The sequence below is a fragment of the Micromonospora sp. NPDC048907 genome (genome assembly GCF_055586885.1).
In genome coordinates this window covers 32607-48375 of the sequence record NZ_JBVJHI010000004.1, presented here as the reverse complement: position 1 = coordinate 48375, position 15769 = coordinate 32607, and the positions used below count along the sequence as shown (strand labels likewise).

At 73.3% G+C, this 15769-nt stretch carries 17 protein-coding genes; 6 read left to right on the top strand and 11 right to left on the bottom strand.

The window, feature by feature from the left end; translation table 11 throughout:
* Positions 1-2 precede the first annotated feature (2 nt).
* Entirely contained in the window at positions 3-1064 is a 1062-nt protein-coding gene (kdd, locus tag ACZ6PY_RS14120; RefSeq protein ID WP_466072173.1) for an L-erythro-3,5-diaminohexanoate dehydrogenase, read from the bottom strand.
* 143 nt (positions 1065-1207) lie between these two features.
* Here kdd and ACZ6PY_RS14115 point away from each other — a divergent pair, with 143 nt between their 5' ends.
* On the top strand, positions 1208-2614 hold the full coding sequence (locus tag ACZ6PY_RS14115; RefSeq protein ID WP_466072171.1) for a KamA family radical SAM protein: 1407 nt from the start codon (positions 1208-1210) through the stop codon (positions 2612-2614).
* 84 nt (positions 2615-2698) lie between these two features.
* On the opposite strand, the gene ACZ6PY_RS14110 is transcribed toward ACZ6PY_RS14115, so the two are convergent.
* Complete coding sequence (locus ACZ6PY_RS14110) at positions 2699-3460, bottom strand: helix-turn-helix domain-containing protein (RefSeq protein ID WP_466072169.1); 762 nt, start codon at positions 3458-3460, stop codon at positions 2699-2701.
* 228 nt (positions 3461-3688) lie between these two features.
* On the opposite strand from ACZ6PY_RS14110, the gene ACZ6PY_RS14105 reads away from it, so the two are divergent.
* Genes ACZ6PY_RS14105 through ACZ6PY_RS14095 form a run of 3 tightly spaced genes read left to right on the top strand, consistent with a single transcriptional unit; the run spans position 3689 to position 6114 of the window.
* Entirely contained in the window at positions 3689-4351 is a 663-nt protein-coding gene (locus tag ACZ6PY_RS14105) for a DUF4097 family beta strand repeat-containing protein (RefSeq protein ID WP_466072167.1), read from the top strand.
* 15 nt (positions 4352-4366) lie between these two features.
* Positions 4367-5329, top strand: coding sequence for an ATP-binding cassette domain-containing protein (locus tag ACZ6PY_RS14100; protein ID WP_466072165.1), 963 nt, complete (start codon positions 4367-4369; stop codon positions 5327-5329).
* Positions 5326-6114, top strand: coding sequence for an ABC transporter permease (locus ACZ6PY_RS14095; protein ID WP_466072163.1), 789 nt, complete (start codon positions 5326-5328; stop codon positions 6112-6114). Before ACZ6PY_RS14100 ends, ACZ6PY_RS14095 begins: the two co-directional genes overlap by 4 nt.
* Positions 6115-6195: 81 nt before the next feature.
* Here ACZ6PY_RS14095 and ACZ6PY_RS14090 read toward each other — a convergent pair whose 3' ends face one another.
* On the bottom strand, positions 6196-6528 hold the full coding sequence (locus ACZ6PY_RS14090; RefSeq protein WP_466072161.1) for a YnfA family protein: 333 nt from the start codon (positions 6526-6528) through the stop codon (positions 6196-6198).
* Positions 6529-6616: 88 nt separating this feature from the next.
* Positions 6617-6811, bottom strand: a complete 195-nt coding sequence (locus ACZ6PY_RS14085) for a CsbD family protein (protein ID WP_107076192.1) — start codon at positions 6809-6811, stop codon at positions 6617-6619.
* 108 nt (positions 6812-6919) lie between these two features.
* On the opposite strand from ACZ6PY_RS14085, the gene ACZ6PY_RS14080 reads away from it, so the two are divergent.
* Together ACZ6PY_RS14080 and ACZ6PY_RS14075 are read left to right on the top strand one after the other, a co-directional pair.
* Complete coding sequence (locus ACZ6PY_RS14080; RefSeq protein ID WP_466072159.1) at positions 6920-7048, top strand: hypothetical protein; 129 nt, start codon at positions 6920-6922, stop codon at positions 7046-7048.
* A 47-nt stretch (positions 7049-7095) separates the two neighbouring features.
* The gene (locus ACZ6PY_RS14075; RefSeq protein ID WP_466072157.1) at positions 7096-7701 is read left to right on the top strand and encodes a histidine phosphatase family protein; all 606 of its coding nucleotides are present in this window, start codon (positions 7096-7098) and stop codon (positions 7699-7701) included.
* Positions 7702-7819: 118 nt separating this feature from the next.
* On the opposite strand, the gene ACZ6PY_RS14070 is transcribed toward ACZ6PY_RS14075, so the two are convergent.
* The 7 genes from ACZ6PY_RS14070 to ACZ6PY_RS14040 all read right to left on the bottom strand — a co-directional run bounded on the left by ACZ6PY_RS14070 (position 7820) and on the right by ACZ6PY_RS14040 (position 15765).
* Positions 7820-9529, bottom strand: coding sequence for a CDP-glycerol glycerophosphotransferase family protein (locus ACZ6PY_RS14070; protein ID WP_466072155.1), 1710 nt, complete (start codon positions 9527-9529; stop codon positions 7820-7822).
* A gap of 283 nt (positions 9530-9812) precedes the next feature.
* Positions 9813-10322 (bottom strand): Lrp/AsnC family transcriptional regulator, encoded by a 510-nt coding sequence (locus ACZ6PY_RS14065; protein WP_466072154.1) that lies wholly within the window; start codon positions 10320-10322, stop codon positions 9813-9815.
* Between the two features lie 90 nt (positions 10323-10412).
* Positions 10413-11555, bottom strand: a complete 1143-nt coding sequence (locus tag ACZ6PY_RS14060; RefSeq protein ID WP_466072152.1) for an acyl-CoA dehydrogenase family protein — start codon at positions 11553-11555, stop codon at positions 10413-10415.
* Positions 11552-12667 carry a M24 family metallopeptidase gene (locus tag ACZ6PY_RS14055; RefSeq protein ID WP_466073540.1) on the bottom strand — a complete coding sequence of 372 codons (1116 nt, stop codon included), beginning with the start codon at positions 12665-12667 and terminating at the stop codon, positions 11552-11554. Before ACZ6PY_RS14055 ends, ACZ6PY_RS14060 begins: the two co-directional genes overlap by 4 nt.
* 43 nt (positions 12668-12710) lie before the next feature.
* Positions 12711-13796 (bottom strand): FUSC family protein, encoded by a 1086-nt coding sequence (locus ACZ6PY_RS14050; protein WP_466072150.1) that lies wholly within the window; start codon positions 13794-13796, stop codon positions 12711-12713.
* A 98-nt stretch (positions 13797-13894) separates the two neighbouring features.
* Positions 13895-14731 (bottom strand): siderophore-interacting protein, encoded by an 837-nt coding sequence (locus ACZ6PY_RS14045; protein WP_466072148.1) that lies wholly within the window; start codon positions 14729-14731, stop codon positions 13895-13897.
* Positions 14728-15765, bottom strand: a complete 1038-nt coding sequence (locus ACZ6PY_RS14040; protein ID WP_466072146.1) for an ABC transporter substrate-binding protein — start codon at positions 15763-15765, stop codon at positions 14728-14730. The genes ACZ6PY_RS14045 and ACZ6PY_RS14040 overlap by 4 nt, the downstream gene beginning before the upstream one ends.
* Positions 15766-15769 lie beyond the last annotated feature (4 nt).

The following is a 15769-nucleotide window of genomic DNA, read 5'->3' as shown; positions in this document are numbered from 1 at the left end:
GCTCAGTCTGCCGCCAGCCGGGCCTCGAACAGACGACGCACCCCCGGCTCGCCGCGCAGCAGGTCCAGCGCCAGGGCGGCGTGCCCGGGCACGTACCCGTTGCCGACCAGCATGGTCACGTCCGCGGCCAGGCCCTCGGCGCCCAGCGCGGCGGCCGCGAAGCTCGTCGCCATCGAGAAGAAGATCACCGTGCCGCCGTCGGAGGTGGCGAGGACCGCCCCGTGCTCGCAGCCCGGCACGTCCACGCAGACCACCGTGACGTCCGCGGGGGCGCCCAGCGCCGTGGTCACCGCCGTGGACAGGCCGACCGGGTCGCGGGCGTCGGCCAGCGCGACCACGTCGGCCAGGCCGGCCGCGTCGAGCGCGTCGCGCTCCGCCGCCACCGGCACCACCCCGACGGTACGGCCGGCGCCGGCCCGCCGCGCGGCGGCCAGGGACAGCGAGCCGCTCTTGCCGGCGCCGCCGATCACCGCCACGGTCACCGGGCGGGGGTCCTCCTCGCGGCGGCGCCGCGCCACCTGCTCGGCGACCACCCGCGCGGTCAGCGCCGGCGCCCCGCACACGTCGAGCACGGCCAGGGACAGCTCCGGGTGCAGGTCCTCCGGGAGGACCGCGGCGATCGACCGGGCGAACAGGATCGCGTAGCCGTCGCAGGGCACCTGCTCGCTGCGCCCGTCCCAGCGGGCCAGCCCGTCGAGGATCGTCAGCGGGGTCAGCGTCAGCGACACCAGGGTGGCCACCCGGTCGCCCGGCCGCAGCCCGAGCGGGGACCGCTTCCCGGCCTCCTCCACCGTGCCGATGAGCATGCCGCCGGAGCCGGTGACCGGGTTCTGCATCTTCCCCCGGGTCGAGATGATCTCCAGCACCTCGGCGCGGACCTTCTCCCCGTCGCCGCCGTGCGTCTCCGACAGCTGCCGGAAGCTCGCCGCGTCCAGGTTCAGCCGCTCGACCCGGATCCGCACCTCGTTGGCGGCGATCCGGGGATCGGCGTCCAGCCGCCACGCCGCCTGCGGCAGCACCCCCGCCGGTTCCACGACTCGGTGCAGACCCACCGGTGACGTCACGCCGACCCCCTATGTCCAACCGCCCGAAACCCCGGCCAGGGCTCGCGTCGCGGGAAAACTTACGGCAGACTAATTTCTTCACCGGATATTTTCCAGTAGCCTTCGGGATCGTTGATCACCCGCACCACATGTCAGGAGGGGCCGTGACCCAGACCCAACCGGTTGAGACCATCCCTCAACCCCGTCACGCCCGGGTCGCCGTTCCGACCGCCGGGCAGCCGTACGAGTACCGCCGCAGCCCCCTGGTCGAACCCGACTGGACCCGCTTCCCCGGCTGGCGCCACGTCACCCGCGAGCAGTGGGAGAACGCCCAGTGGCAGCGGGTCAACTGCGTCAAGAACATCAAGCAGCTGCGCACCGTCCTGGGCGACCTCGTCGACGAGAGCTTCTACGCCGACCTCGAGGCCGACCAGAAGGCCCTGGCCACCATGTCGATGCTGGTGCCCCCGCAGATGGTCAACACCATGGTGCCGTTCGAGTCCATGACCACCGAGGCGTTCCTCGCCGACCCGATCCGCCGCTACATGATCCCCGTCGCCTCCGACCGGCGCACCGACTGGCCCTCCCACCCCTACGCCAGCCGCGACAGCCTCCACGAGCACGACATGTGGGTCGCCGAAGGCCTCACCCACCGCTACCCCACCAAGGTCCTCGCCGAGCTGCTGTCCACCTGCCCGCAGTACTGCGGGCACTGCACCCGGATGGACCTGGTCGGCAACTCCACGCCGGCCGTCGACAAGCTGAAGCTCACCCTGAAGCCCGTCGACCGCTACGACGCCCACATCGCCTACCTCAAGGCCCACCCCGGCGTCCGCGACGTGGTGGTCTCCGGTGGCGACGTGGCCAACGTGCCGTGGAAGAACCTCGAGTCCTACCTCATGCGGCTGCTCGAGATCGAAACCATTCGCGACGTCCGCCTCGCCACCAAGGCCCTCATGGGCCTGCCCCAGCACTGGCTCCAGGGCGACGTCGTCGAGGGCCTCGAACGGGTCGCCCGCACCGCCGCCCGGCGGGGCGTCAACCTCGCCATCCACACCCACGTCAACCACCGGCAGTCGATCACCCCGCTGGTCGCCCGGGCCGCCCAGACCGCCCTCGACGTCGGCGTCCGCGACGTCCGCAACCAGGGCGTGCTCATGCGCGGGGTCAACGCCACCAGCGCCGACCTGCTCGACCTCTGCTTCGCGCTGCAGGGCGAGGCCGGCATCCTGCCGTACTACTTCTACATGTGCGACATGATCCCCAACGCCGAGCACTGGCGGGTCCCCGTCTGGCACGCCCAGCAGCTCCAGCACGACATCATGGGCTACCTGCCCGGCTACGCCACCCCGCGCATCGTCTGCGACGTCCCCTTCGTCGGCAAGCGCTGGGTGCACATGCTCACCGAGTACGACCGCGAGCGCGGCATCTCCTACTGGACCAAGAACTACCGCACCTCGATCGAGTCCGCCGACCTCGAAGCGCTCAACAAGCGCTACGCCTACTACGACCCGATCGACACCCTGCCCGAGACCGGCCAGGCGTGGTGGACCGCCCACCGCGACGACTGACCCGCGCGCACCCCGCCGCCCCCGCGAGCCACCCGGCCGCGGGGGCGGCGGTCTGTCCGGGCCCGGCCGGAGGGCGGCGCCGGATCAACCGGCGCCGCGATCCGACCGCGGTGCGGCGGCGCCGCCCGGGGCGGGCTCGGGCTTCGTGTAGAGGATCTCGCGGGCCTGCTCCGCGGCGCGGGTGAGGCTCTCGGCGATGAAGTCGACGAACCGCGCGATGCTCTCCAGACGGGTGGCGGCCGGGGTGCCCGGACCCAGGACGCTCACGCCCTGCCGTGCCACCTCCGCGAGCTGGGCGTTGGACTGTGCGCCGGCGATCGTGCTCTGGTAGAACACGTCGTCGTCGACGACGTAGCGCTCGCGGCGGCGCTCGTCGCGTTCCCGGCGGATCAGGCCCTGGCCCTCCAGGAACGTGATCGCCTTGGAGACCGACGCCGGGCTGACCTGGAGACGCCCGACGAGTTCGGACGCGGTGAGGCTGCCCGCGTCGGCCGTGTAGAGACACGTCAGCACCCGGGACATCATCTTGGGCAGGCCCTGCTGCATGAGCAGGGTCGTGAACAGCTCCTCGTACTCGCGCACCGCCTCGGCGTCGCGCCCGTGCGCCTGCGCCGGCGCCTGCGGCCCTCGCGCGGTGGTCTGCCTGCGCCGGTGCGCACGACGTTCGGTGGCGCGGTGGGCCAGGTCCGCCCGGTAGGCGGTGGGGCCGCCGTTGCGCATCACCTCACGCGTGATCGTCGACGTGGGGCGGTCGAGACGCCGGGCGATCTCCGCGTAGGCGAGGCCGTCGGCCACCCCCAGCGCGATCTGCTGGCGTTCCTGCTGGGTGAGCCTGCCTCCCGGCATCGCGATATCCCCCTCCACTGTCGTTCGACACCGCCAGCATAGCGTTCACTGCCCATCCAATGCAACGACCCCGCGCGGCGGTGTTGCGTTAGATTCAGGACGGTTGCAACGAATATCGGCCCTCTACCTCTTGAAATAGCCATTTCGCGCAACGAACATGTTGCCGGATTCTCGAACGCAACGTAGCGTTTCTCGCGTCAGAAACAACACGGTCAGCAGGAGAACGCCATGCGGACCTTCGACACCCCCACCCCGATCACCGCCCACCTCGACATCCCCGCCGGGAGCATCCAGCTCATCGCCACCGACCGGGCCGACACCACCGTCGACGTCCGGCCCGCCGACCCCGCCAGGAGCCGCGACGTGAAGGTCGCCGAACAGACCAGAATCCAGTACGCCGACGGCACCCTCCGCATCGAGGCCACCGCCCGGAACCAGATCCTCGGCAGCTCCGGATTCATCGAGGTGACCGTCCACCTGCCCACCGGCTCCCACGTCCAGGCGAAGGCCGCCGGCGCCGACCTCCGGACCGTGGGCCGGCTCGGCGACGTCACCTTCGAGGGCGCCCACGGCGCCATCACGATCGACGAGGCTGCCAGCGCCCACCTCACCACCGCGGCCGGCGACGTCACCGTCGGCCGCCTCAACGGCCCCGCCGAGATCACCACCGCCAAGGGCGACATCCGCATCGCCGAAGCCGCACCCGGCACCGTCGTACTCCGCACCCAGGCCGGCGACATCTCCGTCGCCGCCGCCCCCGGCGTCCCCGCCTCCCTCGACGCCGGCACCACCCACGGCCGGATCCACAACTCCCTGACCAACACCGGCGGCGCCGGCCTGACCATCCATGCCACCACCGCCGTCGGCGACATCCACGCCCGCAGCCTGTAGCAAGGAGCACCCACCATGACCAACCTGGCCATCGCGGCGAACGGACTCCGCAAGTCCTACGGCGACAAGGTCGTGCTCGACGGCATCGACCTGGCCGTCCCGCAGGGAACGATCTTCTCCCTGCTCGGCCCCAACGGCGCCGGCAAGACCACCGCCGTCAAGATCCTCTCCACCCTCATCTCCCCCGACCCCACCTCCGGACCCCTCCGCGTCGGCGGCCACGACCTCACCACCGACCCCCGGGCCGTCCGCGAAGCGATAGGCGTCACCGGCCAGTTCTCCGCCGTCGACGGCCTGATCACCGGCGCGGAGAACATGCTCCTCATGGCCGACCTGCACCACCTGTCCAAGCGCGACGGCCAGCGCACCGCCACCGAACTGCTGGAACGCTTCGACCTCACCGACGCCGCCGGCAAGCCCGCCTCCACCTACTCCGGCGGCATGAAACGCCGCCTCGACCTCGCCATGACCCTCGTCGGCAACCCGCGGATCATCTTCCTCGACGAACCCACCACCGGCCTCGACCCCCGCAGCCGCCACAACATGTGGCAGATCATCCGCGAACTCGTCGCCGACGGCGTCACCGTCTTCCTCACCACCCAGTACCTCGAGGAGGCCGACCAGCTCGCCGACCGCATCGCCGTGCTCCACGACGGCAGGATCGCCGCCGAAGGCACCGCCGCGGAACTCAAACGGCTCATCCCCGGCGGACACGTCCAACTGCGCTTCGAGGACCCCGCCGCCTACCAGCGGGCCGCCGGCGCGCTGCGCGACACCGTCCGCGACGACCAGGCCCTCACCCTCCAGATCCCCAGCGGCGGCACCCAGCGCGAACTGCGCGCCATCCTCGACCGCCTGGACGACGCCGACGTGTACGCCGACACCCTCACCGTCCACACCCCCGACCTCGACGACGTGTTCTTCGCCCTCACCGGCGGCGCCCGCATCCCCGCCCAGCCCAAGGAGGCCCTCCGATGAGCTCCCTCTCCCTCGCCGTACGCGACTCGACCACGATGCTGCGCCGCAACCTCCTGCACGCCCGGCGCTACCCGTCCCTCACCCTCAACCTGCTGCTCACCCCGATCATGCTGCTGCTGCTCTTCGTCTACGTCTTCGGCGACACGATGAGCGCGGGCATCGACGGCGGCCCGGACCGCTCCCGGTACATCGCCTACCTCGTCCCCGGCCTCCTGCTGATGACCATCGGCAGCACCGTGATCGGGACCGCCGTGTCCGTCTCGACCGACATGACCGAGGGCATCATCGCCCGCTTCCGCACCATGGCCATCCACCGCGGCTCGGTCCTCGTCGGGCACGTCGTCGGCAGCGTGCTGCAGTCGGTCCTGAGCGTGGTCCTCGTGGGCGCCGTCGCCGTGGCCATCGGCTTCCGGTCCACCGGCGCCGGCGTCCTGGAGTGGCTCGCGGCGCTCGGGCTGCTCATGCTCTTCGCCACCGCGCTCACCTGGATCGCGGTCGGCATGGGCCTGGTCAGCCCGAACGCCGAGGCCGCCAGCAACAACGCCATGCCGCTGATCCTGCTGCCGCTGCTGTCCAGCGCCTTCGTCCCGGTCGACGCCATGCCCGGCTGGCTCCAGCCGGTCGCCGAGTACCAGCCGTTCACGCCCGCCATCGAAACCCTGCGCGGCCTGCTGCTCGGCAGCGGGATCGGCCACAACGGATGGCTCGCGGTCCTCTGGTGCGTGGCGCTCGCCGTGCTCGGCTACTTCTGGTCCACGTCCACGTTTCACCGCGACCCGAGGTAACCCGCGCGGCCCGGAGTCCGGGCGGCGCACGCCGACACCCCGTCGGCGTGCGCCGCCCTGTGGCGCGGGCGGCGACGACCGTCAGCCCCGCGGCGCGTACATGATCACCGCGACCCCGGCCAGGCAGATCACCGCGCCCGTGAGGTCCCACCGGTCCGGCCGGAACCCGTCGACCAGCACACCCCACGCCAGCGACCCGGCCACGAACACGCCCCCGTACGCCGCCAGGATCCGGCCGAAGTTCGGATCGGGTTGGAACGTCGCCGTGAACCCGTACGCCCCCAGGGCCAGCACACCGGCCGCCACCCACCACAGCCCCCGGTGCTCCCGCCAGCCCTGCCAGACCAGCCACGCGCCGCCGATCTCCGCCACCGCGGCCAGCACGAACAACACCAGGGAACGCAGGACCGTCACCCCGCGACCCTAACCAGCCCCGACCCCCGGACAGCACGCGTACGGCGGCGGGCCCCCGGATCAGCCGGGGGCCCGCCGCCCTACCAGGTCACTTGTCGAAGGCGTCCCGGACGTTGCGTCCGGCCTCCTTGACGTTCTGCCCGGCCTGCCGCGCCCGGGCGGCACTCTGCTCGTTGGCGCCCTCGGCCCGCAACCGCTCGTTGTCGGTGGCGTCGCCGATCCGCTCCTTGGCCGCGCCAGCCAGTTCCTGGGCCCGGCTCTTGGCCTTGTCGGTGAAGCTCATTCCGCCTCCTCGGCTCGTTCGGGCTTCCGGCCCGTTGCGTCCCCGGTGCCGGTGTCGGCAAACGCTGTGCCCCGGCGCACGTCGTGTAAGGCATCCTAGGAAGATAGGTTGAGACCGCCAGGGCAGCGCGCCGGCGACGTGCTCTTCGTCGCCGGCAGCGACCTCTCCACCGCCGAACCGGGCAGCCCCGACACCGAGCGCCTCACCGTGCTCGGTACCCAGTCGTTGCGCGGGTGACCTCCCGGCGACCGGCCCGGACCGCCCGGCCGTGGTTGACTGGGCTGGTGAGCGAGATTCTGCTGATCCGGCACGGCGAGACCACCTGGAGCGCCAGCCGCCGGCACACCTCGTACACCGATCTGGAGCTGACCCCCGACGGCGAGCGGCAGTCCCAGGCGCTCGCCGTGGCGCTCGCCGGCCGGCGCTTCGTCCGGGTGCTGTCCTCCCCCCGGCAGCGCGCGACCCGCACCGCGCACCTGGCCGGGCTCACCGTCGACGCCACCGACCCCGACCTGGCCGAGTGGAACTACGGCGCCTACGAGGGGCGCACCACCGTGGACATCCACGAGGAGAACCCCCGGTGGAACATCTGGACCGACGGCTGCCCCGACGGGGAGTCACCCGCCGAGGTCGGCGCCCGGCTCGACCGGGTGCTCGACCGGGTGGCCCCGCTGCTGGAGCGGGGCAGCGTCGCGCTGGTCGGCCACGCGCACAGCCTGCGGGTGCTCGGCGCGCGCTGGATCGGCCTCCCCCCGTCCGCGGGCGGGCTGCTGCGGCTGGACACCGCCACCGTCAGCGTGCTCGGCCACGAGCACGGCCGGCGGGTCATCCTGCGCTGGAACCAGCCGGTTCCGCAGACCGCGGACGCCGACCGGGCCGCACGGCACTGATCCGCCGCGGCCGTGGACGCCACCCGCGGCGGGGAAGCGCGCCGGGGCCGGACGACATCGGCTCCGGTTCGGCAGGGACGCCGAACCGGAGCCGATCGTGGGCCGATGCCCCTCGTGGTCAGAGGTAGCGCGCGGCCTCGTCGAGGAAGCGCTGCGCGTACCGGTCCGCCGGGATGTCCCCGAGGTAGTACTTCTTCAGGTCGCGGCGGGCCGCGGCCAGCGGGTCGTCGCCGAGGAAGTCGTCGAGGACGGCGTCGAGCCCCTGCAGCCGGCCGCCGTGGGCGTCGATCACGTAGGCCGCCCGCGCGAGCGGGAACGCCTCCGGGAACCGGGCCGCCGGCACCGAGACGGCGACCATGACGAAGGGCTTCTCCGAGTACAGGTAGTCGGCCACCACGCTCGACACGTCCGACACCATCGCGTCCGAGGCGTTGAAGCAGTCCGCGACCGACATCGACACCTCGGCCTCGGCGCCGAACACGTGCGGCCGCCCGTTCGTCCGCCGGTCGTCGGCCAGCAGCGTCCGGATCCGGTCGCACTCCCGCGACAGCGCCGGGGACCGCCGGCTGTACGGATGCGGCCGGAAGACGACGCTGCACCCGCGGGCGACGAGCGCCTTCACGATGTCGTAGCCGACCAGCAGCGACGAATAGTTGGAGTCGGCGTAGAAGCCGGCCCACGTCGGGGCGTACAGGACCCGAGGGTTGGCGATCGAGGCGATCGGCTGGGCGGCGATCGCGACGTTCTCCACCTGGGGGCGCCCCACGATGGTGAACATCTCCGCCGGCATGTGCACGCCGTTGGCCGCGAACCGGTCGATAGCGGCCTGGCCGGCGACGAAGTTCTTGTCGTAGATCCGGAAGACCGGGTTGTGGCTCGGCACCTTGTCGCTGTCGCCGTGGTTGAGCTGGATGTGCTTCAGGTTCGTGTACCGGATGACGTGGTTGTTCATCGTCGCGGTGTTGACGTAGAAGGCCGCCCGCAGCGACGGGGCGATGACGTCGTCGATCTGGTTCAGCCCCATCCGCAGCACCACCGGCGCCTTGGTGAGACCCACCACCTCCTGGAAGTTGGTCTGGTTGCGCACCAGCACGAAGAACTTCCGCCCGAGGCGTTCCAGGTACGGCAGCCACATCGCGAGCTGGTACGCGGTGCCCGCGGGCGCGTTCCAGTGCACGAGGAAGACCGGCTCGTAGGCGGTCAGCGCGGCGAGGAGCTTCGCCTCCCGGCTGCGCCGCGCCCGCACCGCGCGCAGCGCCCGCACCGTGGTGAACAGGGTCAACCCCAGCGCCACGGCCCCCACGGCCAGCGCGATCCACCCGACGAGGTCGGTGAAGGCGCAGACCAGTGCCGCGAGCACGGCAGCGCCGTTGACGAGCGCCACCCGGGCGGAGTTGGGGCTGCGGTCCGGCCGCGCGCCCAAGCCGGGCAGGTTGGCCGCGACGGGGTAGACCGCCTCGGACACGGAGGCCAGCAACGGTTCGCTGAGGATCGCCAGGCCGGCGACGGCCACACCGACGGCCAGGGCCGGGTCGAGACTGCCGTGCACCGCGCCGATCAGGTAAGCGCAGGCGAGCAGGAGGACCCGGCCCACCACGCCGGTCCCGGCGGCCGCCGCACCGCCGCGCCACGTCCAGGCCAGCAGCGCGAACGCGAGAACAGCCGGGGGCAGCGCCCAGAGGCGGGAGTCCCCCACCGCCGCCAGCAGCAGCGCGGCCAGGGCCATCACCTCGACCGCCGCGGCGGGCAGCCGCGTGCCGACGGCCGACGCCCGCGCCTGCGCGAGCAGTCCGCTGATCCGGGACGGGCCCGGCCTCGAGGCCGTCATCGCCCGCCCCCCGCCGACCAGGCGCCGGTCCACCGCAGTCGCCTCGCCCCACCCCGGCAGGTCGCCAGGAACTTCTGTCGCAACGCCAACTCCTTTTCCCACTTGCTCACCCGTTCACCGGGCCCTCGCGGCTCGGCGAACGATGGTTCAAAGCGTAGGCGGACGGCCGTGGATCGCCCCGATCCTTGCCGCCCACCGGCGCACGCGCGCATTCATCCGCCGTGGCCCGCCCGAGGTCCGGGCCGGGCCGGGGCAAAAGGTGATCTTCGCGCGCTCGGGTGTGTCAACCCGGCTGAGAGCCCGCCGACCCGGCCGGCACGCCACGGAGCCGCTGCTGGTCCACCGGATCCGGGCCGACCTTCGGCGGCCGATGCTCGTACGGTGTGGAGAGCACCACGGTCGTCCGGGTGGTGACGTTCGCCGCCGTCCGGATCTCCTGGAGCACCCGCTCCAGGTCCGCCGGGCTGGCCACCCGCACCAGCAGCAGGTAGAAGTCCTCGCCGGCCACCGAGTAGCACGAGTCGATCTCCGGCAGGTGGGCGAGCCGCTCCGGGGCGTCGTCCGGCTGCGAGGGGTCGAACGGCCGGATCGCCACGAACGCGGTCAGCGGCAGGTCCAGCGCCTCGAACGAGACCCGGGCCGCGTACCCCTTGATGACGCCGCGCTGCTCCAGCCGGCGGACCCGCTGGTGGACGGCCGACACGGACAGCCCCACCTTCTCGGCCAGGTCCGTGTACGACAGCCGACCGTCTCCGGTCAGTGCGGCGACGATGGCGCGGTCGATCTCCTCCACGCGGTGCAACCTACCTGGAAAAGCGCTCCCACGCCGCACCCGGCCCGCCGCCGTGACGCTGCGCGGGCCGGGCGTCGCGCACCGCGTCGATCAGCCCTTCGCGAGGGACCGGGAGATGACCAGCCGCTGGATCTGGTTGGTGCCCTCCACGATCTGCAGCACCTTCGCCTCGCGCATGTACCGCTCGACCGGGTGGTCGGCGACGTAGCCGGCGCCGCCGAGCACCTGCACCGCGTCGGTGGTCACCCGCATGGCCATGTCGGTGGCGAACAGCTTCGCCTTCGCCGCCTCGATCGAGTACGGCCGGCCGGCGTCGCGCAGCCGGGCCGCGGCCAGGGTCAGGGCGCGGGCCGCGGAGATCTGGGTGGCGTGGTCGGCCAGGGCGAACCCGAGCCCCTGGAAGTCGATGATCGACCGGCCGAACTGCCGGCGCTCCCGCGCGTAGCCGATGGCGTAGTCCAGGGCGGCCTGCGCCAGGCCGACCGCGCACGCGGCGATGCCGAGCCGGCCCGAGTCCAGCGCCGACATGGCGATGGTGAAGCCGGCCCCCTCGCCGCCGATGAGCCGCTCGGCCGGCACCCGGGCCTCGTCGAAGGCGATCTGGGCGATCGGGGAGGCGTGCAGGCCCATCGTGCGCTCGGCGGCCTGCGGGTGGATGCCGGGGGTGTTCCGGTCGGCCAGCAGGCAGGAGATGCCCTTCGGGCCCGGGCCGCCGGTGCGGCAGAAGATGTTGTAGAAGTCGGCGACCCGGGCGTGGGTGATCCACGCCTTGGTGCCGGAGACCACGTAGTGGTCGCCGTCGCGGACCGCCTTCGTGGTCAGCGCCGCGGCGTCGGAGCCACCCTGCGGCTCGGAGAGGCAGTACGCCCCCAGCAGCTCGCCGCCGATCATGTCCGGCAGCAGCTTGCGCTGCGCGTCGGTGCCGAACTGGGCGACCGGGTAGCAGGACAGGGTGTGCACGCTGACCGCCTCGGCGACCGCGAGCCAGCGGCTGGCCAGGATCTCCAGCACCTGGAGGTAGACCTCGTACGGCTGGGCGGCACCGCCGTGCTCCTCCGCGTACGGCAGGCCGAGCAGGCCGGACCGGCCCAGCGTGCGCAGCACGTCACGGGGGAACTCACCGCGCTCCTCGAAGCCGGCGGCCCTGGGGGCGAGCTCCCGGTCGGCGAGTTCGGTGGCGAGGTCCAGCAGGTCGTGGGCCTCGTCGGTGGGGAGGATCCGGTCGACAGTCATAGCGCGATGAGCTCCGTGGGGGTGGTGTTGAGCCGCTGCCCGCCGTCCGTCGTGCAGACGACGATGTCCTCGATCCGGGCGCCGTGCCGCCCGGCCAGGTAGATCCCGGGTTCGACCGAGAACGCCATGCCGGCCTCGAGGGGCCGGGGGTTGCCGGCCACGACGTACGGGTCCTCGTGGGTGTCGAGGCCGATGCCGTGGCCGGTGCGGTGCAGGAACGCGTCGCCGTGACCGGCGGCCGTGATGATGTCCCGAGCGACCGCGTCGAGCGCCTCGGCGGTCACCCCCGGGCGGACGGCCGCCACGGCGGCGCGCTGCGCCTCGTGCAGGACCGCGTAGTAGTCGACGAAGTCGGCCGGGGCGGGGCCGCCGGCGACGTAGGTGCGGGTGCAGTCGGACCGGAAGCCCGACGGCATGGTGCCGCCGATGTCGACCACCACCGGCTCGCCCGCCCGGATCGGCCGGTCCCCGGTCAGGTGGTGGGGGCTGGCGCCGTTCGGGCCGGCGGCCACGATGACGAAGTCGACGCGGACGTGACCGGCGCTCCGGATCGCCGCGGCGATGTCGGCGGCCACCTCGGCCTCGGTCCGGCCGGGGCGCAGCCACTCCCCCATCCGCCGGTGCACCGCGTCGATGGCGGCGCCCGCCTCGGCCAGGGCGGCCACCTCGGCGGGCGACTTGCGGATGCGCAGCTCGCGCAGCACCTCGGAGGCGAGCCGCTGGGTGGCGTCGGGCAGCGCGGCGCGCAGGGCGAGCACCTGCTCGGCCCACATCCGGTCGGCCAGCCCGACGGCGGCGGCCGGGCCGGGCAGCGCGGCCCGCACCAGCGGCCAGGGGTCGGTGCCGTCGGCGTGGTCGACGATCCGGTAGCCCGCGCCGGGCGCGGCCTCGGCGCCGGGGCGCTCCAGCACCGGCACGATCAGGGTCGGCTCGCCCTCGGCGGGGAGCACCAGGCAGGTGAGCCGCTCCCCCTCGTGGGCGTCGTAGCCGGTCAGGTAGCGCAGGTCGGAGCCGGGGGTGAGCAGCAGCGCGTCCAGCCCCGCGGCGGCGGTGGCGCGCTGGGCGGCGGCCAGCCGCTCGGCCGGGTACAGATCGTCGGTTCCCACCCCCAGAGCTTAACGGTCGTTTGGGCGGTGGCGGGAGCCCGGTCGCCGCTCAGACCCCGGCCATCCGGTCCGCCTCGGGCTTGGTCAGCCCGGACGCCTGGAGCAGCTCGCCGACCACGATGAAGACCTGCGAGGCGACGATCGCGCCGGAGAAGCCGAGCTGCCCGCCCCGCGCCCGGCGGGCCGCCGCGGCGGCGTGCAGCGCCCGGGACCGGGCGATCTCGGGGGTCCGCCCGGCCAGGAAATCCCGGTGCAGCAGCCGCAGGGACTGCCCGAACGTCTCGATGGCGGCCGGCAGGTCCGGCGGCACCGGCTCCCGGGCGTCGAGCAGGGCGACCACCCGGCGGACCATGTTGCGGCTGTTGGTGAAGGCCAGTTCCAGGTGGTTGGCGGCGTGCTCGTAGCGGCGCAGCTGGGACCGGCGCCGCCACCGCCAGGGGGACAGCGACGCCACCTCCGCGGCGGCGGCGACGACCTCGGTGGTCTGTCTTCGTTCGGCCTCGGCGGCCTGGAGCCGCTGCAACGCCGCGTCCGCCTGCACCGAGTCACCGGCGGCGAGCGCCCGAGCGGTCACGGTGAGCTGGTGGGCGAACAGATCCAGCGTCGGGCCGGCGGCGCGGTGCACCACCCGCACCGGGTTCAGCGGCAGCAGGAGCAGCGCCACGATCACGGCCATCCCGCCACCGACCAGCGCGTTGGCGGTCCGCGGCACGGCGAGGTCGGGTCCGGCGGGCTCGACGGTGCCCAGCAGGACGGCGGTGCTGCCCGCCTGCACCATCACCGCCCCGCTGCCGCGGAACACCACCGCCGCCGAGATGGCCAGCGCGACGACCAGCCCGGTCTGCACGGGCCCGTTGCCGATCACCTGGATGATCAGGTCGCCGACGAGCACGCCCAGGATGACCCCGGCGAGCAGTTCGGCGGTGCGGCGTACCCGGTTGCCGATCGCCGCGGCGATGGTGCCGACCGCGGCGGCCGGCGCGAACAGCGGCTGCGGGTTGTGCAGCAGGGTGTTCGCGACGTACCAGGACAACCCGGCCGCCAGCCCGGCCTGCAGGGCCACGATGAAGTACCGGCGCAGCCGCTCGTACGCCTCCTGCGCGTGCCGCCGGGCGACGGCCACCACGGTGGTCACGGCGCGTCCCGGTGGTCCGGGCGCCACCGGCGGTACGGCCCGGGCGTGGTCACGCTCCCCTCTACCCCGGCGGCGCTCCGGTAGTCCCGCCGGGCCGCTCAGGCGCTCGCGGCCTCGGCCCGGAGGTCCTCCTCCGACGCGCCGCGGCGCCAGTAGCCGGCGAAGGTGACCCGGCGGCGGTCCAGGCCGCGCTCGCCCACCAGGTGCCGGCGGACCGCCCGGACCATGCCGGCCTCGCCGGCGATCCACGCGTACGGGGCGGCGCCGGGCAGCCGGGCAGCGCGCAGCGTGTCGGCCAGCAGGCTGCCGCCCGGTGCGGTGGCGCCCCGGACCAGCCAGGTCACCTCGGCGCGGGCGGCGCTGGGCAGCGGCTGGATGTCGCCGGCCGTGGGAACCTCGACGAAGGCCCGGACCGGGGTGCCGGCGGGCAGCCAGTCGAGGATCCCGCCGACGGCCGGCAGGGCGGTCTCGTCGGCGACCAGCAGCACGGAGTCGGCGCCGGTGGGCGGCTGGAAACGCACGGTGCGCTCGTCGGGCACGGCCGGGCCGAGCAGCAGCACCCGGTCGCCCGGGCGGGCCCGGCCGGCCCAGCGGGTGGCCGGTCCGGTGTCGCCGTGCCGGACGAAGTCGATGTCCAGCTCGCCGAGTTCGGGGCGCTGCGCCCGGATCGTGTAGGAGCGCATCACGGCGCGGACGGCCGGGTCCAGGGCGCGCCAGGTCGCGTACCAGTCCTCGCCCGCCTCGACCGGGACGACCGGGGCGTCCTGGCCGGGGTGCGGCAGGAAGACCGAGACGCTCTGGTCCCGGCCGCCACCGGCGAACTCGCCGAGGTCGTCGCCGGCGAGGGTGACCCGGACCAGGCAGTCGCCCACCGCCCGGGTGGCGACCACCCGGGCGGCGTAGAACCGGTACCGCAGGGCGACGGCGGTGGTCACGCCGTGACCTTCTTCGCGCCCCGGATGGCGGTGGCCAGGTTCTCCAGCAGCGGGGCGGCGCCGGCGTACGAGAAGCGGGGCACCGCGTCCCACGGCGTGACCTGGTTGGCCTTGACCGCGGGCAGCTGCGCCCAGGTGGGCTTGGCGGCGAGGTCCTTCGGCTGCAGGGCGGTCGGGCGGTTGTCGAGCAGGATCAGGTCGGCCGGGAACTTGCCGGTGTTCTCCCAGCTCAGCGCCTCGAAGTAGTCGCCCTGTTCGAGCTTGGTCGGCACCACGATGTCGACGCCGAGTTCGGCGAAGTACATGAGGTCGGTGCTGACCTTGGGGTTGGAGACGTAGAATAGGTCGGGGCTGCCGGAGGCCGCCATCACCTTGATTCCCGGATTCGCCTTGACCGCCTGGCGCACCGCGTCGGCGGCGGCCGTGAACCGGGCCTTCGCGTCGGTGACCTTTTTTGCGCCGAGGTCCGCGCCGAGGGAGCCGGCGAGTTCGGCGTACCGCTCGATCGGCTTGGTCATCGGCACCCGGGCGGTGGTGATGGCGACGCTCGGCGCCAGCGGGAGGATCTTCGCCTTGCTCTCGTCCGGGACGTACCAGAGCGCGCCCGGGTCGTACATGTGGGTGACCAGCAGGTCCGGGCGCAGCCCCGCGTACTTCTCCAGGTTGAACTCGCCCCAGGCGTTGCCGAGGATCTCGACCTGCTCGACGTTCAGGTCGCCGGCCTGCGGCTCCTTGCTGCCGTCGGCCTTCCTGGTCTCGCCGAACACACCGACGATCTGCTTGTCGAGTCCGAAGTCGACCAGGGCGGCGGCCACCCCGGTGAAGGCGACGATCCGGGACGGTCGGGCGGCGGCGTCGACCTTCTGCGGCCGGTCGTCGGTGAACGACCAAGGGCCGCCGGTCGGGCCGGCGCCGGTGGCGGCGTCGCCGCCGTCCTTGCCGCAGCCGGCGAGAAGGGCGCCGAGGCCGGCGGCACCGGCGGCGGCGAGGAGGCCACGGCGGGAGAGCCCGCGGCTGGACACGATGTCGGGCATGGCG